We start from the raw sequence: 25,463 nt of genomic DNA on the forward strand, positions 1-25,463 counted from the left end.
TTAAAGCTGTTTTTTTAATTCTAATGCAATTTTATAAGCTAAAACTACGGGAACCGCATTGCCTATTTGCTTAAAAGCGGCAGTTCTACTGCCCTCAAAATAATAATCATCGGGAAAGGATTGAAGACGAGCAGCTTCTCGTACGGTTATGGAACGCACATTTTCAATAGTGGGATTTAAAGTGGGATAAATATAATAATGTCCGTCCATTGCAATATGAGCAACAACAGTATGACTGCACCCATGAGGATCTACAACTTGGAATCGATTTAGAAAAGATTCCTTATTTTTATGATGTTGCAAACGAGATGGGAGTTTGGAATAATCAAGTCTTTTCTTTTGCTTGTTCCACATTTCTATTGCCATTTTGTATATTTCCCTGTCATTCTGATTGTTTGGCCGAGCAATATGTTGTGTTGTAAAATCAAATTCATAATTACGAATAGATGATTTTTCCAAATATTTCATCTCTAAAAGTGATTTTGTATATTTAACAGGTGCACATAATTGACCTTCACCCTGCTTTCTTTCCGGCAAATCAGCAAATAAATCCCTTAAAACCTCGTAATTATTTTCTTCTTTTTCCAATTCAGGGTAATGAAATAATGTAGAATTTCCATTTTTGTCTTTTTTTTTCCATCCAACAATAATTACGCGCTGGCGATGTTGCAAAACGCCATGTTCGGAAGCGATTTGAATATCGTATTCCATCTTATATCCTGCTTTTTCTACCAATTGTTTAAGATTTTCAAAAGGTTTACCTTTTTTTGCAGTGAGAATACCTAAAACATTTTCAAAAACAAAAATTTTAGGTTGATAGCGTTCCAAAAAATTTACATAGTATTTGTAAAGTTCATTGCGAGGGTCATTTTCAGCAGCTTTGCCCATTCTGGCTCTTCCAACAACGGAATACGCCTGACAAGGTGGCCCTCCAACAACAATATCAACTTGTTTATCTCCTTTCAATTTATCAACTTTTTCAAAAATATCTTCAATTGTTCTTTCACCGATTTCTGATTGTATTACGGTGTCAATTACTTCCTTTGGAACTTGCGACCATAGTTTGTTCCCATCTTCTTTTTCCTTTTTTTCATATAGATACCGTTTATAAATAGAAAGCTTACCATGATCTTTTAACCAATGATAGGCAGCTCGCGTCTTCAGGGTATCGCAGGCAAATTTGTCCATTTCGATATGCGCCAATGGCGTATAACCGGCACGGATAAAACCCTCAGAAAGGCCTCCTGCTCCAGCAAACAAGTCTATGAAGTTTATGGCATTCATATTAATCGATTTTGGAAAGCTTAAATTCAAAATTACAATTTATTTCTATCATTCGACAAAAAAATCGTTCCAATTTTTCTAACGAGTGGCTTATCATTGAACTTTGTCCGCATAGTAAGAGAGTTCGGACTCATTTATAAAAAATTAGTTTTTTTAATACTTCACATTCTCTGTACCGTCTATGCGAGGTTTTTAACAAAAATAATTCTCTCAATTTCTTTTATCCTTTTGTTTTATTGTATTCCAAAGATAAGTGGAATCTTACTCTTGGAGAAGCGTTTGGTAATTTATTTTTCAACTCTTTGTTTTTTTAAATTTACACTTTCGTTGCAGAATTAAGGTATCTTTTGACGCCATTCAGGCTTCCTCTCGCTTGTTTTATTCGAACGATGTACCAAAGACAATTTTGGCAAAAATGTACATGTATCTTGGAGAATACGACAAGGCATATCCTTTGTTGACGCAAATTATTCAAAGCGGCAATTATCCCTCAGCAATTCGAAGACGAATGCCTTATCTTCCGGCAGTAAGGAAATTATTTATGCCTTCAAACAAGACCCGCAAAGCGAATACAGTCGGTATATCGAATCGACGGATATTGTTCCCGCTCTTTTATATTCCGAGGTCATCATGTTGGCCGCAGAATGTGCTTATCGTCTTGGCAATAATGGCGAAGCAGTAAATTATTACAATAAGATGGCCGAAGAAGCATTGAATATTCCTGCTTACAAACAGTTGTTGCCGATTCCGGAAAGTGAATTGATGCGAAATCCTTATTTGGTACAAAATCCGGAATATTAACGGGAGAAGTAAATGCAGCATCGGCAAAGTACAGATGTGTTCACTACCGAAAAGGTGAGCATATGCGATTATGATCCATTGGAAGCCATTACGAAAATAACGACATGTACAGACTGCTTACGGGAATAAGTGTCTCGAAAATGGTCGGTTCCAATTTAAAGGGTTATTTCATGGGAAAAATGAATTTTCTAAATTGAATATGACATCGCTATTGTGATCATTGCCTATTTACAAAAGTATTTAAAACAAACTGAAAGAAACCTACAACTGCCACCAGCAGCTACGTGGAGCAGAATAACGTGAACGAAGAAGTGAATATCGAAAAACTGAATGCCGCATTGCCGAGATTCGTCATCCGCCAACAAAAACTACGCGAAAACATCGACGAAATTGTTGTCGATTCCGGAAAGGGTTTCAACATGAGAAAATTTGTAGGAATAATGGCAACCTGTCGGAATTTCCGACAGGTTGTGGTTGTTCGGTTTTTCCGAACTACCACAAATGTTTCACAATTCATTACACAGGGTGTCACATATTCAGTTGTCAAGTATTCCTTGACAACTGCCGCAGACGGCAAAAACTACCGTACAAAACATTACAACTTAGATGTAATTATATCAGTAGGTTACGGGGTGAAATCACTTCATGGCACACAATTTCGGATATGGACTACCGAACGTTTGCGCGAATATCTGATTAAGATCCAACAACTTCACATCTGGGCGGTTTAGGGTGCTGCGATAGCAAAAAAAGCGTAAAGCCTTCGATGTTTGTTTTCAGGCTTTACGCTTTTAAAAAATGGAATTATGTTTTGTTCTTTACATCATGCCCATGCCTTCATTCATCGGCATTTGGGGAGCAGGAGCATTTTTCTCCTTCTTATCGGTAATCACACATTCGGTGGTCAGGAACATGCCGGCAACAGAGGCTGCATTTTCCAGTGCAACACGCGTTACTTTAGCCGGATCGATTACACCGGTTTCATACAGATTTTCATATCGATCGGTACGGGCATTGTAACCAAAATCGCCTTTCCCTTCACGTACTCTCTGTACGACAACGGCACCTTCTTTTCCACTATTGTAAACAATTTGACGCAGCGGTTCTTCAATAGCGCGTTTAATGATTTCGATACCGGTGATTTCGTCTTCGTTATCCCCTTTCAGACCTTCCAGTTTCTCGATAGCACGCAAGTAAGCCACGCCTCCGCCGGGTACGGTTCCTTCTTCTACTGCTGCACGAGTTGCCGAAAGGGCGTCTTCCACACGATCTTTCTTTTCCTTCATTTCCACTTCGGAAGCAGCACCCACATAAAGAACGGCTACACCACCGGCTAATTTGGCCAGACGTTCTTGCAGTTTTTCGCGATCATAATCGGACGTTGTTTTCTCGATTTGTGCACGAATCTGCGCGATGCGGTTTGCAATGGCTTTTCTGTCGCCTGCACCGTTTACGATAGTGGTATTGTCTTTGTCGATCGTCACTTTTTCGGCACTGCCCAGCATATCGAGCGTAGCATTTTCGAGCGTCAGCCCTTTTTCTTCGGAAATTACGGTACCGCCGGTAAGAATGGCAATATCTTCGAGCATTTCCTTGCGGCGATCGCCAAATCCCGGAGCTTTAACGGCTGCCACTTTCAACGAACCGCGCAGACGGTTTACAACCAAGGTGGTCAATGCTTCGGAATCGATATCTTCGGCAATGATCAACAGCGGTTTGCCGGTTTGAATTTCTTTTTCCAGAATGGGAAGCAAATCCTTGATTGCCGATATTTTCTTGTCGTGAATCAAGATATAGGGATCATCGAAAACTACCTGCATGTTTTCGGGATCAGTAACAAAATAAGGCGAAATATAGCCGCGATCGAACTGCATACCTTCTACCACTTCGACATAGGTATCGGTACCTTTCGATTCTTCTACGGTAATAACGCCTTCTTTGCTTACTTTCTCCATGGCTTCGGCAATAAGACGACCGATCGTTTCATCACCATTGGCTGAAATTTTGGCTACATTCTCAATCTTCTTCAGGTCGTCTCCGATTTCGATTGCCTGTTCCTTGATGCTTTCCACTACTTTTGCAACGGCTTTCTCGATACCGCGTTTCAAATCCATGGGATTTGCACCAGCCGTAACGTTTTTCAACCCTACGCTGATGATGGATTGGGCCAACACGATTGCGGTAGTGGTTCCGTCACCGGCATCATCGTTGGTTTTGGAAGCTACTTCCTTCACCAGTTGGGCACCCATATTTTCGAACGGGCATTCCAATTCGATTTCTTTGGCCACCGTTACGCCATCTTTCGTAATTTGGGGTGCACCGTATTTTTTGTCGATAATCACATTGCGTCCACGAGGACCTAACGTTACCTTTACTGCATTTGCCAATTGATCCACGCCTTTTTTCAACTCTTCGCGTGCATCCATATCAAATTTAATGTCTTTTGCCATAATTCTTCTGTTTTTCCGTGTTAATTTGTTATTCGATAATTGCTAAAATGTCAGATTGACGCATAATCAAATATGCTTCGCCGTCGATTTCTATTTCGGTTCCGGCATATTTGCCGTAAAGCACCTTGTCGCCTTCTTTAACGACCATTTCTTCGTCTTTCGTGCCTTGACCTACGGCTTTAACTTCACCCTTTAACGGTTTTTCTTTTACAGTATCGGGAATGATGATCCCCCCGGCCGTTTTTTCTTCTACGGGAGCCGGCTGTACTAATACTCTGTCAGCTAATGGTTTAACTTTCATATCTATAAAATTTTTTTAATAATTAGAGAATGTTGAATTACTATTTTTACTCTATGTTTTTATCGACACCATTTCAGTTGCGAATTTTGTGCCAAACATTTTTTTCGGCTTTTCTTTTGAAAAGGAAAAGTAAATTTCGGCCGAATGCTGACAAAATTTCAGCCATAGGACATCAAATCCGATGGGTTGAATTGGTAAAGTACTTCAAAAGCTATCCGAAAACAGCGAAAAAAACACTCTGTCGAAAAAAAAACGTATCTTTACCCCCGAAATAGAAAGGGCATGAAAAAAATGAAACCGGATTTTGTCACCGTAAAAACATTTGCTTATCCGGGAGATGTACCTGTGGTGCAATCCTACATGGCCATGTGTGGAATAGAAACCTATATGAAGAATCTCACGGCCAACCGGTTGGCCTATACCGTAGGAGGGATTGAAATGCAGGTGAAAACCGAGGATTATGAACGGGCAAAACAAGCATTGATAGACGGTGGGTTTTCGAAACCCGAAGATTTTGAATAAAATCCTTTTGATGGGGAGGGGATATGGATATATTTACGGTAAAGATAATGATGCCTAACGCTTTAAAAACCGGTATATGAGGATTGAAAATTCGCCTTTGGAGAGAAAAAACCGGGAATATCGCTATATTCTGATCGGACTTATCCTTTTTTTCGGCATTCTCGTATTCAAACAAGCCCGACCGTATTTGAGCGGTTTTCTTGGTGCGTCGGCCTTATATGTTTTGCTGGAAAGGCAGATGGTTTTTCTTTGCGAAAAATGGAAATTCGGAAAGGGGTTTGCGGCCACCCTGATCGTTCTTGAGACCCTGCTGTTTTTTCTGTCTCCCTTAACCGGCATTGCTTTTTTGGTGATCGACACCTTATCGGGAGTTACGATTGATCCGCAGAAAATTATTCATAACGTAACCCAATTTGCCCAAATGGTGGAAGATAATATCGGCTTCAAAATATTTACCCCCGAAAATCTGTCGTTCCTTCCCCAAATCGGCACCAATGTGGTGCAGGTGTTGGGTTCGAGTGTTTATTCGTTGGTGATCAACGGAATCGTCATCATTTTCGTATTGTATTACATGCTGCTCAACTATCAGACTTTCGGAAATACCATAAAAGAAATTCTCCCCTTTAAAGAAGAAAATAAGCAGATCCTGGCCGAAGAAACCAAATCCATTATTCAGGCCAATGCAATAGGGGTACCGCTGCTGGCCATTATTCAGGGATTTTTTGCGTACGGCGGTTATATGTTTTTCGGAGTCAGCAATGCCCTTTTGTATGCCATTCTGACAGCTTTCGCCACCATTCTGCCTATTGTCGGAACCACGATTGTTTGGCTGCCGTTGGGAATAGCCGCGATCATCGGCGGCGATTTAGTGGGCGGGTTGGGTATAATCGCGTACGGATTCTTTGTCATAAGCACGGTAGATAACGTGATCCGTTTTATCCTTCAAAAAAAATTGGCCGACATTCATCCCCTCATCACCGTGTTTGGTGTTTTGATCGGTGTTCCGATGTTCGGCTTCTGGGGGGTTATTTTCGGGCCTCTGCTGCTTTCGCTTTTCATCCTTTTCTTCAATATGTACCGCTATGAATACATTCCTTACTCCACGGCGGAACCGCGCGTTACGACACGCCATAAAACCCGAAAAATAATACCCGGCTATAAAGGATTCAAAAAGAAAAAATGAGATAATTCGAAAGGAATTAGCGTAAGGCATAAAAAGATAATACACATATCATTAGGAATGTTATAGATAATATCTATATATCATTTCCGTTAATTTGCTTTGTGTCAATATGTTTTAAGCTTAAATTTGTGTCACGTAAAACAAATAAAACACCAAGCATTATGAAAACGACAGATTATTTGCAATTGGATTCGAAAACGACAGAAAAAGTGGCACATGAGTTGCAAACCTTATTAGCCGATTTACAGGTATATTACGCTAACCTGCGCGGCTTTCACTGGAACGTTAAAGGACAGGAATTCTTTAACCTGCATGCAAAATACGAGGAAATGTATGACGATGCTGCCGATAAAGTTGACCAGGTAGCCGAACGCATTCTTATGCTGGGCGGCGTTCCCGAACACAATTACAGCGAATACCTGAAAAAATCGGCAATAAAGGAAACCGGCGTAGTGAGTGACGGAAAAGAAATTGCCAACCTGCTCCTTTCTTATCTAAAAGAACTCATTGGGCAGGAACGCAAAATCCTTGAAACGGCTTCCGAAGGAAACGACGAAGGAACAGCCAATCTTATGAGCGATATGATACTCGAGCAAGAGAAGATGGTGTGGATGCTCACGGCATACCTGTCGTAAGCAGAAACACGTACCATATTAAAATTAAAGAGGGTGCCTCACACAATGTGATTTCACCTTCTTTTTTTTATGTTTTATTCAACCTATCCGATATTTTGCAATCGCATATGTACGATTTTCATCACGAATTACGGAACCGCGTAGGTATTATTGCCCTTTTCGGGACAAATATACTTGCATTTTTTTGTTTAGTGCCAAATCTTCGATAACTTTGTCAAAAAAATAAATCCTTTGTTTAATTTCATAAACCAATGAAAAAAGTATTTTTAATTTCATTAGCTGCTATGACTTTATTTGCATGTAATTCGTCCAAAAAAGCAGACCAAACGGCCGAAAAGGGAAGCGTTTTTTATACCGCATACGATACGCCGTACGAAGTTCCCCCCTTCGACAAAATAACCGAAGAAGATTATCGTCCCGCTTTTGCCTACGGCATGGAACAACACGCCAAAGAGATCGATTCCATCGCCAACAACCCGGAGGCTCCCACTTTCGAAAACACCCTTGTTGCCTTAGATAACAGCGGTATGATTCTCGAAAGGGTTTCATCGGTATTTTTCGCACTGGAGGGTGCGGAAAAAACAGACACCATTGAACAAATCGCGATTGAAATTTCTCCAAAATTATCGGAACACAACGATAACATCTACCTCAATCAGCAACTTTTTGAAAGAATCAAAACCCTTTATGACCGGGCAGAAAATCTGAACCTGACTACCGAACAAACACAATTGCTCAACAAATATTACAAAAGATTCGTACGGGGCGGCATTCTGCTGAACGATTCGGCAAAACAACGGCTGCGCGAAATCAATAAAGAACTCTCGGCCCTTACGCTCCAATACGGGAATAACGTATTGAAAGAAACCAACAATTACCAACTGGTGATTGAAGACGAAAAAGATCTTTCGGGACTACCCGATGCCGTTGTTGCAGCGGCTGCCGAAACGGCAAAAGCCAACGGTATGGAAGGCAAATGGGTCTTTACGCTTCAAAAACCGAGTTGGATTCCTTTTTTGCAATATGCCGACAATCGCGCGCTGCGCGAAAAACTGTATAAAGCCATGTATATGCGTGGCGACAATGACAACGAATACGATAATAAAGACATCGTCAACAAGATTGTAAACCTGCGCATCGAAAAAGCCAAGCTGATGGGGTATAACACGTATGCCGATTTTGTGCTGGAAGAAACCATGGCTAAAACCCCCAAAGCCGTGTACGATCTGCTGAACACGATCTGGAGTTATGCGCTGCCTCAGGCAAAAAAGGAAGCGGCCGAGCTTCAGGCCATAATCGATAAGGAAGGTGGAAATTTCAAACTCCAATCGTGGGACTGGTGGTATTATGCCGAAAAACTGCGTAAAGAAAAATACGCGTTGGACGAAGCCGAACTCAAACCCTATTTCAAGATGGAAAATGTGCGCGAAGGCATATTCACCGTAGCAAACAAACTTTACGGGTTGAATTTCAAAAAAATAGACAACATACCGGTATATAACCCGGAAGTAGAGACGTATGAAGTGACCGATGCCGACGGTTCGTTTCTCGCCGTATTTTACACCGACTATTTTCCGCGTCCGGGAAAAAGTGGCGGAGCATGGATGGGTACTTTCCGCGAACAATGGGTTGACAACGGTGTGGATATCCGCCCGTTGGTGTACAATGTAGGCAATTTCACCCGACCTACGCAACAATTGCCGTCGCTGCTTACGCTCGACGAAGTGGAAACCATGTTTCACGAATTCGGCCATGCGTTACACGGCATGCTCTCTAAAGTAAACTATAAAGGGGTATCCTGCACAAATGTCTATCGCGATTTTGTGGAACTGCCCTCGCAAATCAACGAACATTGGGCTTTTCACCCCGAGGTATTGAAGCTCTATGCCAAACACTATCAAACCGGTGAAGTAATACCTGATGCATTGATAGACAAAATCACAAAATCGACCTATTTCAATCAGGGATTCATGACCACCGAATTGGTTGCCGCTGCGCTGCTCGATATGGACTGGCACACGCAAACGCAACAGCAAACTTTTGACGTGCGCAAATTTGAAGAGGAATCGATGAAAAAAATCGGACTCATCCCGGAAATTATCCCCCGTTACCGCAGTACCTATTTTACCCATATTTTCAGCGGAGGCTATTCGGCCGGGTATTACAGCTACCTGTGGTCTGAAGTGTTGGATGCCGATGCTTTCCAGCCTTTTGCGGAAAAAGGAATTTTCGATCGGGAAACGGCACAATCGTTCCGCGAAAATATTCTTTCGAAAGGAGGATCGGACGAGCCCATGAAACTTTATATCCGATACAGGGGAGCCGAGCCCGATCCTATTTATTTGTTAAAAAACAGGGGATTTGTGAAATAGTTTTATTTCCTGAAAAATCGTCGGGTTATAAAAAAATAATCCGGCGATTTTGTCTTAAAAAGACAAAAAAACGTATATTTGCACCCTTAAAGAAGGGAGATCCGGCAAATATTTCTCCGTCATAAAAAACAACTGACATAACATCCTGAAAGATAGTAAATTATAAATATAAAAAAGTAACATAGAAATGTCAAACAAAGGATTCATCAAAGTTTTCAGTATTTTGCTCACGCTTATTTCTTTGTACTACCTATCCTTCACCGTAGTAGGTTGGCAGTACAACAAAAAAGCGAAAAAATACGCCAATGGAAACTTAGCCCTTAAGAATCATTATCTTGATTCATTATCCTCCGAAAAAGTCTATCTCGGATACACATTAAAAGAAATTCGTCAGCGGGAAATCGGATTAGGTCTTGACCTGAAAGGCGGTATGACGGTTATACTTGAAGTGGATGCAGCACAAGTATTGCGATCGCTTGCCAATACGGATGATCCTGCGTTCAATCAGGCATTAAAGGAAACAATAGAGCAAAACCGAAAAGGGAGCTCGTTGGATTTTGTTTCTCTTTTCCGTCAAAACTACGAAAGAATCAGCCCGGACGGAAAGCTGGCCAATATTTTCAGCATAACGATGAGCGACCGCATCAGTCCGACGGCTACCAACGACGAAGTGATTGCGGTTTTGCGTCAGGAAGTTGCCGCTGCCGCCGATAACGCTTTCAATGTGTTGCGTACCCGTATCGACCGTTTTGGCGTGGTTTCGCCCAACATACAAAAGCTGGACAGAGCAGAGCGCATTTTGATCGAATTGCCGGGCATCACGGAACCCGAGCGTGTTCGGAATCTGCTTCAAGGACGAGCAAACCTCGAATTTTGGAAAACGTATGACATAAGCGAACTGATGCCTTTTCTTAACCAGGTGAATCAACGTTCCATCGAACTTGTCAATGCCATGAAAGGGATTACCGATTCGTTATCGGTTGCCGAAGCCGACTCGGCGGGAGTGACTGCTTCGTTGCAGCTGACCGATTCGCTGCCGGTTCCGTCTCTTCCATCGACATCAACCGAAGAAGAAGAAAAGCCTATTGTCATAACCAAAAGTTTTATCGAATATTTTAATCAGCCCTATTTCGCCATGAGCGGAGCAAGTGGTCCTGTTGTTGGGACTGTTGCCAAAAACGATACGGCCGCCGTTAGTTTCATCCTTAACAAATTTAAAGATGTTTTCCCTGCCGATGCCCAATTCAGATGGGGATTTAAACCGGTGGATAAACGCGAAACGTACTTCGAATTGTATGCGTTGAGAGGGGATGGTACAAAAAGAGGTCCCGCCCTGGAAGGCGACGTGGTAGTGAATGCCCGTGCAGACCAAGGACAACAGGGAACGGGTTGGGAAGTCAGCATGACCATGAATTCTGCGGGTGCCAGCCGATGGGCAACCATTACGGGTGCCGAGAAAGGAAAATCCATTGCTATCGTTCTCGACGGTTTCGTTTACTCGGCTCCGCGTGTTAACGACCGCATAGAAGGTGGACGATCCTCTATCACGGGGAATTTCACACACGAAGAAGCAGAGGATTTGGCAAACGTACTGAAATCGGGTAAAATGAAAGCCGGCGTACGTATTGTTCAAGAAGATATTGTGGGTCCTTCCTTAGGACAAGAAGCTATTCAAGCCGGAATGATTTCCTTTATTATCGCATTGATCGTACTGTTCATTTTTACGTGCATGCTTTACGGATTCATCCCGGGTATGGTTATCAACGGAGCACTGCTTCTCAACCTCTTCTATACATTGGGAGCACTTGCCGCATTCCGAGCCGTACTCACCCTGCCGGGAATTGCGGGTATGATTCTGGCGCTGGCTATGGCCGTAGATGCAAACGTACTGATCAACGAACGTATTAAAGAAGAGCTTGCAGGCGGAAAAACGCTGCGAAGGGCTCTGGAAGACGGGTATAAAAATGCGTTCTCTGCCATTTTCGACTCGAACTTAACCACCATCATCACGGGTATCATTTTGGCCATATTCGGAACGGGTGCCATTAAAGGTTTCGCTATTACCTTAATTATAGGTATTATCGTTTCGTTCCTGACAGCCGTATATTTTACCCGTCTGGTTTACGAAGGACAGTTGGAAAAGGGAAAATGGCAAAATCTCTCGTTCAATACGCGTTTTTCCAAGATGATGTCCAAAGAATTCCACTTTAACTTTATCCACAACAGTAAAAAAATAATTACCGTTATCGGAATATTTATCGTTGTCAGCATTATTTCGTTGTTTACCCTGAAATTAAATACGGGTATCGATTTTACCGGAGGACGCAACTACGTCATACGTTTTGAAAAACCGGTGAAAACAGGTGAAATTCAGGATGCATTGGCACCTTATTTTGGAGAATCTGTGAGGGTAATCACCATCGGTTCAAGCAACCAGGTACGTGTATCGACCAACTTCAGAATTGACGACGATAGTGAAAATGTGGAACAGGAACTGCGATCGTTGCTGCAAGAAGGATTGAAAGAGTATATTGCTCCGGGAAAAACAATCGACGATTATATACAGAGTTCGCAGAAAGTCGGACCGAGCATTGCCGAAGACATGATGCGAAATGCCTTTTTGGCATTAGGAATCGCGCTCATTTGTATGGGATTATATATTTTGTTCCGGTTTAACAATTGGGCATTTTCAGTCGGCACGATTGCCGCTCTTGCCATCGATGCCTTTTCGGTGATCGGCATTTATTCGCTGTTCTGGAAAGTGATGCCGTTCTCGATGGAAATCGATCAGACCTTTGTGGCCGCCATCTTGACCATTGTCGGTTACTCCATCAACGATAAAGTGGTGGTCTTCGACCGTATCCGCGAATACCGGCATCTCTATCCCAAACGTGATTTACTCTCCGTTTTCAACGATTCGATGAATGCCACGCTGGCACGTACCATCAATACGGGATTAAGTACCATCCTGGTTATTTTCTGTATCTTGTTCTTTGGCGGTGATGCCGTACGAAGCTTTGTGTTTGCCATGTTGATCGGTATTATAACCGGAACGGTTACCAGTTTGTTCGTAGCCTCACCCGTTGCCTTCCGAATTATGTCGAAACAGCAACATGAGGTAAAAGAAGGAACCGGAAAAAGCAAATAAGTCCTCATAATTTGAAATACCAAAAAAGAGTGCTCCGAAAAAGGGCACTCTTTTTTTCTTTTCGGCCGACGCCGAATTTCATTCCCGGCGCATTCCATATCGAAGCCGAGGAGGTTGTCTAACATCACAAAGCTGCGGAGCTATTCCACATTGCGAAGTCGCGGGGGTTGCCTCATCGGCAGTTTTGAGCGAGCCTCACATCGAATTTCCGTAGGAACAGCCGTGGAATTTCCTGTCCGGCATTATTCGGCCTCATTCTCCGCAAATTTCCCGGATAAATATATCTTCTGCCTGATGCACCCAATCCCGGAAATGTTCGTCGGGGCGATAATACGGAATAAAATCGAGCAATTTATTCAACTCGAATTTTTTACTGCTGATGCCCGCACCCGACAAACCGGCATCGTAAGCGTTGAATTCCTGTTCGATGTGTACCGGAATCATCAACGTAGGTTTGCGATAATACAATGCTTCGCAAATCGACTCGAATCCGGCCGTAGAGGCATAAGCCATACAACCGGCCAGACTCCGGAGAAAAAGCGCGTCATTTAAACGATACATCACCAGATTTTCGTCTATTATGGTCACTTCTTCCGCATCTTTTTTATCCCAGAAAAAACGCAAGGGTACCTGTGGATTTTTGTTATGCCATTCCAAAATTTCGTCGAAATAGCCGACATTCAGCAGATAACCATGGATATAATTTCCCGGAGTAGGCTGAATTTGAAATACTTCCTGCCGCAGCAAGGGAGGAACGGTTACAAGGCGACATGATTCACAAGCAGGCATATCGCGAAACGATAAAGCCAATATCTTAGACGCACGCTGACAAGATGCTTTTGACAACAGGCGCAATAATTCGTATTTCACATCTTGCTCGGGAGTGGTTTTGTAATGCGGATTGAGTAAAACATACTGATGAGCAATGCATATCAGTTTCACGCCGAGTTTTTTATCGAGATGATGAATACCAAATGTCATACCGGTAATCAATTCGTAAAAATTAATCACGATATCGGGTTTGTACTCTTCGATTTTATTTTTTACAAAGAGGATACTCTTACGAAAAAAAACAAGCCGCATAAAATTACTGACCACACTGAGAACAATAATCGGTCGCTTATTTTTGTAAAAGGTGGTAAAGTTGGGGCTCTCGAAGGTATGAATAGGCGCATCGATTTTTTCGCTGAAAAACTCGGGAATCTGTCGCCACTTGCTTTTTCCTACCAAAACGCCAACCACTTCATGACCATGTTTGCGCAACATGGATGACAATGAAAGGGCTTGTGTAAAATGCCCTCTCCCCTCGCCCTGTATGGTAAAAATAAATCTCATGAAAACCGGATTTGAATACAAAAATAACAAAACCCTGCGACATAAAATGCATGAGAAGGCAACTTCCGCTTAATTTTGAACTTTGCCGCAAAAGGGGGAGTATACTGCGGATTATGATGAAAGATACCGTTTCTGCTTAATTTTAAACGCGAACGACCATCAGCGATTGAATTCGAGAGGCTTACCGGCTATTTCCCGGCTGACAGTACCGCCATCAAAAACAAGACGACCATTAACAAACGTTTTTTCGATCGTATGCGAAAATGTTTCGTCTTCCAACGGCGACCATCCGCATTTATATAAAACAGTAGAGGGAGTTACCTTATACGATTTTCCGGGATTTACCAATACCAAATCGGCAAAATATCCCTCACGGATATACCCTCTGTCCTTTATCTTAAAAAGCGTTGCCGGAGCATGACACATTTTTTCGACAACAAATTCAGGGGTATAAATACCTTGGTTGACAAGCTCAAGCATCATTTGCAGCGAATGCTGTATCAAGGGACCACCGGAAGCAGCTTGCAAACATCCTCCTTCCTTTTCAGCCGGCAGGTGTGGCGCATGGTCGGTGGCCACTATATCCAATTTACCCGATTTGAGTCCTTCACGCAATGCTTCCCTATCCGCTCTCGTTTTGATGGCCGGATTCCACTTAATGCGGCTGCCTAAGCGCGCATAGTCCTCGTCGGAAAACCAGAGGTGATGCACGCACACTTCGGCGGTTATGCGTTTCTCTTCGAGAGGTCGCACATCAAACAGGCTTAATTCTTTTCCTGTGGAAAGATGGAGCACGTGCAACCTCGACCCGTATTTGCCGGCAAGTTCCACTGCTTGAGCCGTCGATTGATAACATGCTTCTTCACTGCGAATCGAGGGATGGTATTTTATCGGAATATCTTCTCCGAAACGTTTTTTGAAAATTTCCACATTCTGCCGGATAATCTCCTCTTTTTCGCAATGCGTGGCAATGAGCATACCCACTTCGGCAAAAATGCGCTGCAACGACTTAGGGTTATCGACCAACATATTCCCCGTAGAGGCTCCCATAAAAACCTTTATGCCGCACACCTTTTTCGGATCGGCTTTCTTCAGTTGCTCGATATTGTCGTTGGTAGCGCCCAAGTAAAACGAATAGTTGGCTATCGATTTTTGAGCAGCTCTCTCGAATTTATCTTCCAAAGCTGCCAGGGTTATCGTTTGCGGCATGGTATTGGGCATATCCATAAACGAAGTGACCCCTCCGGCCACTGCAGCACGGCTTTCTGTTTCGATATCGCCTTTATGGGTCAACCCCGGCTCCCGAAAATGCACCTGATCATCGATCACGCCGGGTATCAGATATAACCCTTGCGCTTCAATGACATCGCTACACGTTGCCAACACATTTTCAGGCACCTTGCCATAAAAAATCTTTGCTATTTTTTCGCCTTCGATAAGAACAGAGCCTTCAATTGTTTTCCCCTCGTTGATAAGAGTTGCTTGATGAATAAGTATCATTTTTGTTTTCGTTCTTCTTTAATAGATAATTTCGGCTTTATTTTTCCTATCATCTTTCTCCATCGTAAATCGATTACGCCAAAGAATGCTTCACCAAATATGCCGGAATTCATTTTCGATACGCCTAACCTGCGATTGACAAAAATAATCGATATCTCTTTAATTTTAAATCTCAGGGCGTGAGCCGTATATTTCATTTCAATCTGAAAGGCATACCCTTTGAATTTGATTCGATCCAAATCGATGGTTTCCAATACCTTTCTTCGGTAACAGACAAATCCGGCAGTCGTATCTTTGATATCCATGCCGGTAACGATCCGCACATACTTCGAAGCGAAATACGACATCAACACCCGTCCTATAGGCCAATTTACCACATTTACTCCCGTACAGTATCTCGAACCGATGGCTACATCATACCCTTCAACGGCGCATGCTTCATATAATCGGGGCAAATCTTGGGGGTTGTGGGAAAAATCGGCATCCATTTCGAATATATAGGCATATGAACGATCCAATGCCCATTTAAATCCATGAATGTAAGCTGTACCAAGACCCAGCTTCCCTTCTCGTTCTTCAATAAAAAGCCTGTCGGGAAACTCATCCATCAACCGGCGAACGATCGCACCCGTGCCATCGGGTGAAGCATCATCCACCACAAGAACATCGAAATCTTTTTCCAACGCAAAGACGGCCCGAATAATGCTTTCGATATTTTCTTTTTCGTTATAGGTAGGTATAATTACGATACTGTCGGACATAAGACGGATTAATTTCTTTCAAAAGTACAATTTTTAACGGGATTAAAAGAAAAGAAAAAGAATTATTTTGACATTACGATAAAATATACTATCTTTGCAACACTATTAAGAAACAATATCGCGGAGTGGAGCAGTTGGCAGCTCGTTGGGCTCATAACCCAAAGGTCGTAAGTTCGAGTCTTACCTCCGCAACGATCGAAAAGAGGATGTATCACCCAGTGATTTCACCCTCTTTTTATTTGTTCTTCTATCGGATATTGGAGACCCATTTCAACTATTGAGCTATTGAGCTATTGGATTCTCGGCGGCTTGTTTTTTACTGATGCAGCCATTTTTTCCCCGAGAACCTCTTTGGGAAACCAGAAAGCAACTTTGCGTTCTTTTTATGGCAAATCGTTGCATCTTTTTAAATTATTGCGTTAATTTGCAACTTGACATATAAACCGTCAGCCTATGAAAAAAACAGTTTCTTTTTTCATGGTGTGTATTGTAAGCTCGTTATCTTTTCATATCTTCTCTCAGGAAAAAGGTAAAGCTTCATTCTATTCACACAAAATGCAAGGAAGAAAAACATCCTGTGGCGAGCCTTATCACAGCGACAGTTTGACGTGTGCTCACCGCACCTACCCCTTTGGCACCTTACTGATGGTTAAAAATCCGGAGAACGACAAAATGGTTGTCGTTAAAGTTACAGACAGGGGGCCTTCCAGGAAAAACCGGTTGATCGATTTATCCTATGCAGCCGCAAGACAACTCGGCATCATAAGACAAGGCATAGCGGAAATCGAGTTAAAAGAATGGAAATTCACTCCTTCTCCCCCACTTCAACCCTTCGATATAAAGAAACTTTTTATACCTGCCGAAACGGCCATCGATATTTCTAAAAAACTGATCGCCACGTATTCGAAAACACGAATAATAAACCGTTCTGCTGTTCGCCATTAATTAAAAAAGAGGATGCATCACCGGGTGATTTCATCCTCTTTGTGTGTTCGTTCTCCTTTTAAAAGGAGAACCATTTCAACCCTTCAATTCTCAGCGGCTTATTTGTTATATCGATGCAGCCTCTTTTTTATCCGGCATATATCGAAAATTACCGCTTTTCATTCGAAAAGGAATAGGGAAAATCAGCGGGTTGAACGCCTCGTTTGTAATTGGGCTTGTCGGACATCGTCATTTCAATTTGCGCTCCACGGGTCAGATCTTCATGCGTAAAATAATTTTTTGAATACGATTTTCCGTTCAGCTTGATATCCGTTATATAGCGTTTCGATGCCTCATTATCTGCAGCATGAATGGTAATGATATTTCCGTTCTCCAGCTTAATGTTTATTTTATTGAACAACGGTGAACCAATGACATACTCGTTACTTCCCGGACAAACGGGATAAAATCCCATTGCGGAAAAGACATACCATGCAGAGGTTTGCCCATTATCCTCATCGCCGCAGTACCCATCGGGAGCAGGCGTGTAAAGCCGATCCATCACTTCCCGTACCCAATATTGAGTCTTCCAAGGCTCGCCGGCATAATCATACAGATAAATCATGTGTTGAATAGGCTGATTGCCATGAGCATACTGACCCATGTTCATGACCTGCATTTCGCGAATTTCGTGAATGACACCACCATAATAACTCGCATCGAAAACGGGCGGCATGATAAATACGGAATCCAGCATCGTCACGAACTCCTTCGCTCCTCCCATCAAATCGATCAACCCTTGTGGATCGTGAAAAACCGACCACGTATAATGCCAACTGTTGCCCTCGGTGAAAGCATCTCCCCATTTGAAGGGACTGAAAGGCGATTGAAACGTCCCGTCTTCATTTCTACCCCTCATGAGCTTGTATTCCTGAGAGTACAGATTTCGGTAGTTTTGACAACGTTTGGCGTAAAGATCAATCTCTTTTTGAGGACGATTCAATGCTTTGGCAAGTTGATAGATCGTCCAGTCGTCATACGCATACTCCAATGTGCGGGCTGCACTTTCGTTGATACCCACATTATACGGTACATAGCCCAATCGGTTATAAAATTCGTAACCCAAACGTCCGGTAGAAGAAACCGTAGGGTGAACACTGTTTGCGCCGTGCAGAACCGCTTCGTAAAGCGTTTCGATATCGTATCCGCGAAGTCCTTTCAGATAAGCATCGGCAACCACCGAAGCCGAGTTATTCCCGACCATACATCCCCGATGACCCGGACTTGCCCATTCGGGAAGGAATCCACTTTCTTTGTAGGTATTGGCCAATCCTTCCTGAATTTCCCTGTTTACCGAAGGATAGACCAGATTCAACAAGGGGAACAACGCACGGAATGTATCCCAAAAACCGGTATCGGTGTACATGTAGCCGGGAAGAACCTGACCATTATACGGACTGTAATGGATAATTTTTCCCGTTGCGTCTTTTTCGTAAAGTTTTCGCGGAAAAAGAGTGGAACGATACAGCGCCGAGTAAAACGTACGTTTCTGATCGAGATTGCCGCCCTCGATCTCTATCTTGCCCAATACCTCATTCCATGCTTTTCTTCCTTCTGTCTTTACCGTTTCGAAATCTTTTCCCGATACTTCTTTTAAATTCTGCCAAGCTTGCTCGTAGCCGATAAACGAAGAAGCCACACGGGCTACTACTTTTTCGCCGCGCTTTTTGGTTGAAAAGCCAATAAAAGCCGCTGCATGATCAGCCTCACATGTTGTGGTATTTTCTTGAATTGCGCCGTTTTTAACCGTACTTTGATACACAAACGGCTTATCGAACACGATAACGAAATAATTTTTAAAATTCTCGGGAACTCCTCCGCTATTGCGTGTAGTATAGCCTATCACGGCATTTTTTTCGGGCAATATTTCCACGGCCGATCCCTTATCGAAAGCATCGATCAGCACATAAGCCTTGTCCGTTTCGGGAAACGTGAAACGAAAAATTGCCGCTCTGTCGGAAGGCGTTATTTCTGTTGTAACATCGTAGTCGGCCAAATACACCCTGTAATAATACGGTTTCGCAATCTCGGCCTTATGCGAAAACCAGCTGGCGCGTTTATCCTGATCGAACTCCGGTTTACCGGTCATCGGCATAATGGAAAACTGGCCGTAATCGTTAATCCACGGACTGGGTTGGTGGGTTTGCTTGAACCCCCGAATTTTATCGGCATCGTAACGGTATTGCCATCCGTCACCCATTTTACCCGTTTGGGGCGTCCAGAAATTCATGCCCCAAGGAAGAGCAACAGCGGGGTAGGTGTTGCCATTGGATAATTCGAATTTGGACTGTGTACCTACCAAAATATTCACATAATCTACCGGATCGACTTTCTTTTGAGCAACTGCATTTCCGGCAATACTGCAATTGAAAACGAATATCAAGAAAAAATAAAGTGTTCTCTTCATTACCTTATTCTATTAAAGCGAAATATTATTAAAGCGAATTCAACAAATCGATTTTTCCTTCTTTTTCCAACTTCACGATCAATTCGCCAAACAGCGTATTTGCCCACGCAAACCAACTGCGGGTGAATTTGGCAGGATTATCTTTATGAAAAGATTCGTGCATAAATCCGGTATCGGCATCCGTATCGCGAAGCATTTTAAGGCAATAGGCAATTTCCTCGTCATCGTTGCTTGTTTCGGCCCGCATAATGATGCTCATCGGCCAAATCATATCATATCCGATATGAGGTCCACCAATTCCTTCTGCAGCCTTCCCCTTAAAAAAATACGGGTTATTCCTGCTCAATACCAGTTGGCGGGTCTGCTGATAAACAGGATCGTTTCTATCGATACTGTTCAGATAAGGCATTGCCAACAGGCTCGGCACATTGGCATCGTCCATAAAATACGTATTCCCGAAACCATCGACCTCGAAAGCATAGACTTTTCCGAAACGGGGATGTTCTACGACGGCATATTTTTTTATGGCCGTCTCCACTTCATCGGCCAATGCGCGACATTCATCGGCGAAAGCAGGATTGCGGGTTACGTTTTCCGATATTTCGGCCAATTGACGTAACGAAACTACAGCAAACATGTTGGAAGGAACAAGAAATCCGAATGTGGTAGCATCATCGGAAGGACGAAAGGCAGAAAATATGAGCCCCACAGGATTTACCGGATGGCCATAGCCATCATTGGGTACCGTATCGAGCGCGCGGTCGGTGACTCGCAAAAAACGATAAGGTCCCAACCCGTTTTTACGCTGTTGCTCTTTAAATGTCTTTACAACCAATGCCATTGCTTTTCTCCAATCGGTATCGAAAACCGATGTATCGCCGGTCGTCTTCCAGTAATTATATGCCAAACGAATGGGGTAGCAAAGTGAATCGATCTCCCATTTGCGCTCGTGTAACATGGGTTTCATGTCAGTTTTATCGCTCATCCATTCCCCATCGGGTTTGGGCTCGAAATTGAAGGCATTGGCATAAGGGTCAATCAAAATGCATTGCGTTTGCCGGTTAATGACACCGGCAATCATCTCTCGAAGATGGTTATCCTGTTTCGTTAGCGGAAGATAAGGCCAAACCTGCGCCGAAGAATCGCGCAACCACATGGCGTTGATATCGCCCGTAATCACAAACGTATCGGGTTTTCCGTTTTTCGTTCCAAAATTTACGGTAGTATCCAGTGTATTGGGAAAACAGTTTTCGAACATCCAACGCAATTTGGGATCATTAATTTTTGATTTTACCCTTGCAATGGTTTCTTCAACTGCTTTGGAAGTAAATTTACGCTTTTCGGGAGCCGGTCGTTTCGATGAATACACTCGCTGCTGAGCGGTTTCGAATAAAGAAGACGTTGCCCAAGCCGGTTTCACCGCCAAAGCGGCAAATCCTATTCCGCTCTTTTTGAGGAAATTCCTGCGTGTTGTCATATATCTTTTTAAATTTATGAAATTAAAATGGATAAATTTTTCGGCTAAGATACAAAAAACCCCTATCCGACAAAAGGAAAAACGGAGACATGACAAATAAAGATTTTTTTCAGTAATTCCTCGCTATTTTTTTCTTTGTCGTAAGAAAAAAGTATAACTTTGCGCTTCAATCAATAAATTTATGTTCAGAAAAAAGCTTCGTCTTTAATAAATTAATTGATTTGTAATAGGTTAATCAAAAAAATAACAGGGTTATTTATTTTTAATATATGGCTGATCGAATACTAATTAAGAAAGGCTTGCAAATTCCTTTGTTAGGAGAACCCGACGAAGTGTTTCGTGGTAGGGTCACGAGTGAATTTGTAAAAGTCTGTCCTGAAGATTTTCACGGCATTACCCCCAAAGTTGCCGTAAAAGTGAATGATCGGGTGAAAGCAGGGACCGCCTTGTTTTACGAGAAGCGGCATCCCGAGATGTTGTTTGCTTCGCCTGTAAGCGGGGTGGTTACCGCCATCGAACGAGGAGAAAAACGCAGGATTCTCCATTTTACCGTACAAGCGGATAAAGAAATTCAGTATGAAGATTTTGGGAAGAAAGACGTTGCTTCCTTATCATCGGACGAAGTAAAAAAATCGATTCTGGATGCCGGCATTTGGTTCCTGATCAAGCAACGCCCGTATGATCTGATCGCTAATCCCGACAAAGCTCCGCGCGATATTTTCGTCACGGGCTTCGATACAGCTCCGCTTGCTCCTTCTTACGATTTCATTCTTGAAGGACAGGAAGCCGATCTTCAAACCGGACTGGATGCGTTGACCAAGCTTACGGCAGGGAAAGTATATCTTTCCATCAGTCCGAAGACAACAAATAAAGGTCTGCGTAATGCAAAAAATGTGATTATCAACGAGTTTGATGGACCTCATCCTGCCGGCAATGTGGGAGTACAAATCAACCACCTGTCACCCGTTAATCGTGGAGAAACGGTTTGGACGTTGAACGCCTTGGATGTGGCAATCATCGGTCGACTCTTCAATAAAGGTGTGGTTGATTTGACGCGAACCGTTGCCCTTACCGGTTCCGAAGTAAAACAGACCGGATACTACCAAATGCTCATCGGGACAGAACTGACTCCTATTTTCAAGAACAACGTCACGGAAGGAATCACCTTACGGTATATCAGCGGAAACCCGCTCACGGGAACAAAAATCGACGAAAATGGGGTGCTCAGAGCATACCATTCGCAGGTTACGGTTATTCCCGAAGGAAAAGAAGTACTCGAACCGCTGGGATGGGCATCGCTATCGCCCAACCGATACAGTGCCGGTTGTACGTATCCTCATCTCAAACGCAATCCCGGGAAGAAATACCGGCTCGATGCCCGAATTAAGGGAGGCCAACGTGCGATTATCATGTCGAACGAATACGATAAGGTATTTCCGATGGATATTTTTCCCGAACAGTTGATCAAAGCCATCATTGCATTCAATATCGATAAAATGGAGAATTTGGGTATTTACGAAGTAGCTCCCGAAGATTTTGCGCTGTGCGAATTTGTAGATACCTCCAAATTGGAACTTCAGAAGATTGTCCGTACAGGACTTGATATGCTTTATAAAGAAATGGAATGATTATTTACGTAGTATAACAACTAAAAAACAGAATACATTGAAAGCGTTAAGAAATTATTTCGATAAAATAAGACCGAATTTCGAAGAAGGCGGAAAGTACCATTGGCTGCATTCCGTTTATGAAGGATTCGAATCGTTTCTCTTTGTTCCGAATACGACTTCGAAATCGGGTGTGCATATTCACGATTCTCGCGACACAAAACGCACAATGAGTATTGTAGTGGTCGCATTGATGCCTGCATTGCTTTTCGGCATGTACAACGTAGGGCTTCAACATTATATGGCCATTGGGATGGAAGTGGGCTTTTGGACCCGTTTCTTTTACGGATTGTTGGCAGTTTTGCCTCAAATTGTTATTTCCTATGTAGTTGGTTTGGGTATCGAGTTTACCGTAGCTCAGATGAAAGGCGAAGAAATTGCCGAAGGGTTTCTGGTTACCGGGATTCTTATTCCGATGATTCTCCCTATCGACACCCCGCTATGGATGGTTGCCGTGGCAACTGCTTTTGCCGTTATTTTTGCAAAAGAAGTATTTGGAGGAACGGGTTACAACATCTTCAACGTTGCATTAATTGCGCGTGCTTTCCTGTTTTTCTCCTATCCTTCCAAAATGTCGGGCGATAAGGTTTTTGTCCGCACCGGAAGTGCACTTGGAATGGGGCATCCCGAAATGGTGGACGGGGTTGCAAAAACCGTCGATGGTTTCTCCGGTGCAACGCCTTTAACCCAATTGGCTACTACCGATGCTCCACATTTTGCTTCGTTTTCGTTTACGGGCGTAACGGGACAACCGCTCAGCTTGAGCGATATGTTCTGGGGATTCATCCCGGGATCGGTAGGTGAAGTTTCCACTTTCGCCATTTTGTTGGGTGCAATTCTGCTCATTTCCACCGGAGTGGGAAGTTGGAAAACCATGCTCTCCGTATTCCTCGGCGGATTGTTTACCATTACCCTGGTCAATTTATTTGCCGTGAATGCCACAATGGAAATGCCGGCTTATTATCATTTTCTTTTGGGCGGATTTGCTTTTGGTGCCGTTTTCATGGCAACCGATCCGGTAACTTCGGCAAGAACGGAAAAAGGTAAATGGATATATGGATTCCTTATCGGTTTGATTGCAGTAACCATACGCATTTTCAACCCCGGATATCCCGAGGGAATGATGCTTGCCATATTGTTGATGAATGCCTTTGCTCCGCTAATCGATTTCTACGTTATAGATGCCAACGTTAAACAACGGCTAAAAAGGGTCGGAAACAACAAAAGGAAGTAAATAAAAACAGATGAATATGAATACGGAAAATAACGGATATACCATCTTATATGCCTCAATAATGGTGATTATCGTTGCTATCGGATTGGCGTTTACCCACCAATCGTTGAGCAAACAGCAGACAAAAAATGTCGAAATCGATAAAATGCAGCAGATCCTTCGTTCGTTGCGCATCGATGCCGATGCAAAAGAGGCCGAAGAAAAATACAACGAAATCATCAAAAACGCCTATCTGATCAGACCGGACGGCTCTAAAATTGAAGGTTCTGAAGGAACAAAGACAACCGATCCTGCTTTTACTATCGATATAGCAAAAGATAAAAGCAAAGGACTTCCGGTTTTTGAAGCTGAGATAGACGGATCAAAAAAATATGTCATCCCAATGGCCGGTAAAGGATTGTGGGGGCCTATTTGGGGATATTTGGCCATCAATGAAGATGGGAGTACGGTTTACGGCGCCGATTTCAGCCACGCCGGAGAAACCCCGGGTTTAGGTGCGGAAATCGCTCTACCTCCTTTCCGAAACCGCTTTCAGGGAAAGCAACTGATAAAAGACGGTGAATTTAAATCCATCGCAGTGGTTAAAGCCGGACAAACAGTTGAAGGACAAGATTACGTCGATGGCATTTCAGGAGGCACTATTACCAGTAAAGGGGTAAACGCGATGCTTCTGAACAGCGTTGGAGAATACAAAAACTTTTTACTCAAGTTGAATGCTGCTCACAAAAATGAGAGCGAAGGACAATAAAAAACAGGAAGAAAATGGCATTATCTAGTAAAACAAAAGCGGTTCTGTTGGGTCCGCTAAATAAAAACAACCCCATTCTTGTTCAAGTGTTGGGAATTTGTTCATCGTTGGCCGTTACATCCAAACTCGAACCGGCAATCGTAATGGCCATTGCCGTAACCATCGTAACGGCTTTCGGAAACGTAATTATTTCCCTTTTGCGCAAAACCATTCCAAACCGCATCCGCATCATCGTGCAACTGGTGGTTGTGGCTTCGTTGGTAACTATAGTAAGCGAGATACTCAAAGCATATGCTTACGATGTAAATAAACAATTATCGGTTTTCGTGGGGTTGATTGTAACCAACTGTATTCTGATGGGACGTCTCGAAGCATTTGCGTTGGGCAACGGACCGTGGGCTTCGTTTCTCGACGGAATCGGAAACGGTCTGGGATACGGATGGATTCTGGTCGTATTGGGATTTTTCAGAGAATTACTCGGTTCGGGAACACTGATGGGGTATAAAGTAATCCCCCAATCGTTTTACGATGCCGGATACCTGAATAACGGACTGATGATCCTTCCACCTATGGCGTTGCTTCTCATTGCCTGCCTTATCTGGATACATCGGGCTAAAAATAAAGACTTGCAGGAAACAACAAATTAATGAATTG

19 protein-coding genes, 1 tRNA gene and 1 pseudogene are annotated in these 25,463 nt (G+C 43.0%); 13 read left to right on the forward strand and 8 right to left on the reverse strand.

Features of this window, described 5'->3' with window-relative positions:
- Window positions 1-1,284, reverse strand: coding sequence for a DNA cytosine methyltransferase (locus tag OLM34_RS05440; RefSeq protein ID WP_264405756.1), 1,284 nt, complete (start codon window positions 1,282-1,284; stop codon window positions 1-3).
- Window positions 1,285-1,914: 630 nt separating this feature from the next.
- Here OLM34_RS05440 and OLM34_RS05445 point away from each other — a divergent pair.
- A complete protein-coding gene (locus OLM34_RS05445) occupies window positions 1,915-2,085 on the forward strand; it encodes a RagB/SusD family nutrient uptake outer membrane protein (RefSeq protein ID WP_264405757.1) in 171 nt (56 codons plus the stop codon).
- Between the two features lie 536 nt (window positions 2,086-2,621).
- Window positions 2,622-2,786 (forward strand): annotated as a pseudogene (gene rhuM / locus OLM34_RS05450) (RhuM family protein); the annotation flags it as partial.
- 117 nt (window positions 2,787-2,903) lie between these two features.
- On the opposite strand, the gene groL reads toward rhuM, so the two are convergent.
- A complete protein-coding gene (gene groL, locus OLM34_RS05455; protein ID WP_264405758.1) occupies window positions 2,904-4,535 on the reverse strand; it encodes a chaperonin GroEL in 1,632 nt (543 codons plus the stop codon).
- A 28-nt stretch (window positions 4,536-4,563) separates the two neighbouring features.
- Window positions 4,564-4,836: a co-chaperone GroES gene (locus OLM34_RS05460; protein WP_264405759.1), complete on the reverse strand. Its 273-nt coding sequence runs from the start codon at window positions 4,834-4,836 to the stop codon at window positions 4,564-4,566.
- A 291-nt stretch (window positions 4,837-5,127) separates the two neighbouring features.
- Here OLM34_RS05460 and OLM34_RS05465 point away from each other — a divergent pair, with 291 nt between their 5' ends.
- From OLM34_RS05465 to secDF, 5 genes are all read left to right on the forward strand, one after another.
- Window positions 5,128-5,358 carry a hypothetical protein gene (locus OLM34_RS05465; protein ID WP_264405760.1) on the forward strand — a complete coding sequence of 77 codons (231 nt, stop codon included), beginning with the start codon at window positions 5,128-5,130 and terminating at the stop codon, window positions 5,356-5,358.
- A gap of 76 nt (window positions 5,359-5,434) precedes the next feature.
- The gene (locus OLM34_RS05470; protein ID WP_264405761.1) at window positions 5,435-6,541 is read left to right on the forward strand and encodes an AI-2E family transporter; all 1,107 of its coding nucleotides are present in this window, start codon (window positions 5,435-5,437) and stop codon (window positions 6,539-6,541) included.
- 161 nt (window positions 6,542-6,702) lie between these two features.
- Window positions 6,703-7,176: a Dps family protein gene (locus OLM34_RS05475; protein WP_264405762.1), complete on the forward strand. Its 474-nt coding sequence runs from the start codon at window positions 6,703-6,705 to the stop codon at window positions 7,174-7,176.
- 251 nt (window positions 7,177-7,427) lie between these two features.
- Window positions 7,428-9,548: a M3 family metallopeptidase gene (locus OLM34_RS05480; protein WP_413777195.1), complete on the forward strand. Its 2,121-nt coding sequence runs from the start codon at window positions 7,428-7,430 to the stop codon at window positions 9,546-9,548.
- A 187-nt stretch (window positions 9,549-9,735) separates the two neighbouring features.
- Window positions 9,736-12,696 carry a protein translocase subunit SecDF gene (secDF, locus tag OLM34_RS05485; RefSeq protein WP_264405763.1) on the forward strand — a complete coding sequence of 987 codons (2,961 nt, stop codon included), beginning with the start codon at window positions 9,736-9,738 and terminating at the stop codon, window positions 12,694-12,696.
- Between the two features lie 252 nt (window positions 12,697-12,948).
- Here the strand turns inward: secDF and OLM34_RS05490 are convergent, their stop codons facing one another.
- From OLM34_RS05490 to OLM34_RS05500, 3 genes are all read right to left on the reverse strand, one after another.
- Window positions 12,949-14,031, reverse strand: a complete 1,083-nt coding sequence (locus OLM34_RS05490) for a glycosyltransferase family protein (protein WP_264405764.1) — start codon at window positions 14,029-14,031, stop codon at window positions 12,949-12,951.
- A 159-nt stretch (window positions 14,032-14,190) separates the two neighbouring features.
- On the reverse strand, window positions 14,191-15,531 hold the full coding sequence (locus OLM34_RS05495) for a dihydroorotase (protein WP_264405765.1): 1,341 nt from the start codon (window positions 15,529-15,531) through the stop codon (window positions 14,191-14,193).
- Complete coding sequence (locus OLM34_RS05500; protein WP_264405766.1) at window positions 15,528-16,292, reverse strand: polyprenol monophosphomannose synthase; 765 nt, start codon at window positions 16,290-16,292, stop codon at window positions 15,528-15,530. Before OLM34_RS05500 ends, OLM34_RS05495 begins: the two co-directional genes overlap by 4 nt.
- Window positions 16,293-16,411: 119 nt before the next feature.
- On the opposite strand from OLM34_RS05500, the gene OLM34_RS05505 reads away from it, so the two are divergent.
- Window positions 16,412-16,484 (forward strand) — tRNA-Met (locus OLM34_RS05505).
- 261 nt (window positions 16,485-16,745) lie between these two features.
- Complete coding sequence (locus OLM34_RS05510) at window positions 16,746-17,237, forward strand: septal ring lytic transglycosylase RlpA family protein (protein ID WP_264405767.1); 492 nt, start codon at window positions 16,746-16,748, stop codon at window positions 17,235-17,237.
- 148 nt (window positions 17,238-17,385) lie between these two features.
- On the opposite strand, the gene OLM34_RS05515 is transcribed toward OLM34_RS05510, so the two are convergent.
- Window positions 17,386-19,683, reverse strand: a complete 2,298-nt coding sequence (locus OLM34_RS05515) for a GH92 family glycosyl hydrolase (RefSeq protein ID WP_264405768.1) — start codon at window positions 19,681-19,683, stop codon at window positions 17,386-17,388.
- A 28-nt stretch (window positions 19,684-19,711) separates the two neighbouring features.
- On the reverse strand, window positions 19,712-21,160 hold the full coding sequence (locus OLM34_RS05520; protein ID WP_264405769.1) for a glycoside hydrolase family 125 protein: 1,449 nt from the start codon (window positions 21,158-21,160) through the stop codon (window positions 19,712-19,714).
- A gap of 269 nt (window positions 21,161-21,429) precedes the next feature.
- Here OLM34_RS05520 and OLM34_RS05525 point away from each other — a divergent pair, with 269 nt between their 5' ends.
- Genes OLM34_RS05525 through nqrD form a run of 4 tightly spaced genes read left to right on the forward strand, consistent with a single transcriptional unit; the run spans window position 21,430 to window position 25,456 of the window.
- Entirely contained in the window at window positions 21,430-22,788 is a 1,359-nt protein-coding gene (locus OLM34_RS05525; RefSeq protein WP_264405770.1) for a Na(+)-translocating NADH-quinone reductase subunit A, read from the forward strand.
- A 37-nt stretch (window positions 22,789-22,825) separates the two neighbouring features.
- A complete protein-coding gene (locus OLM34_RS05530; RefSeq protein WP_264405771.1) occupies window positions 22,826-24,061 on the forward strand; it encodes an NADH:ubiquinone reductase (Na(+)-transporting) subunit B in 1,236 nt (411 codons plus the stop codon).
- 16 nt (window positions 24,062-24,077) lie between these two features.
- Window positions 24,078-24,809 carry an NADH:ubiquinone reductase (Na(+)-transporting) subunit C gene (gene nqrC / locus OLM34_RS05535; protein ID WP_264405772.1) on the forward strand — a complete coding sequence of 244 codons (732 nt, stop codon included), beginning with the start codon at window positions 24,078-24,080 and terminating at the stop codon, window positions 24,807-24,809.
- A 14-nt stretch (window positions 24,810-24,823) separates the two neighbouring features.
- A complete protein-coding gene (gene nqrD, locus OLM34_RS05540; protein WP_264405773.1) occupies window positions 24,824-25,456 on the forward strand; it encodes an NADH:ubiquinone reductase (Na(+)-transporting) subunit D in 633 nt (210 codons plus the stop codon).
- Window positions 25,457-25,463 lie beyond the last annotated feature (7 nt).

The organism is Anaerorudis cellulosivorans (assembly GCF_025943985.1).
Lineage (GTDB): Bacteria > Bacteroidota > Bacteroidia > Bacteroidales > Dysgonomonadaceae > Anaerorudis > Anaerorudis cellulosivorans.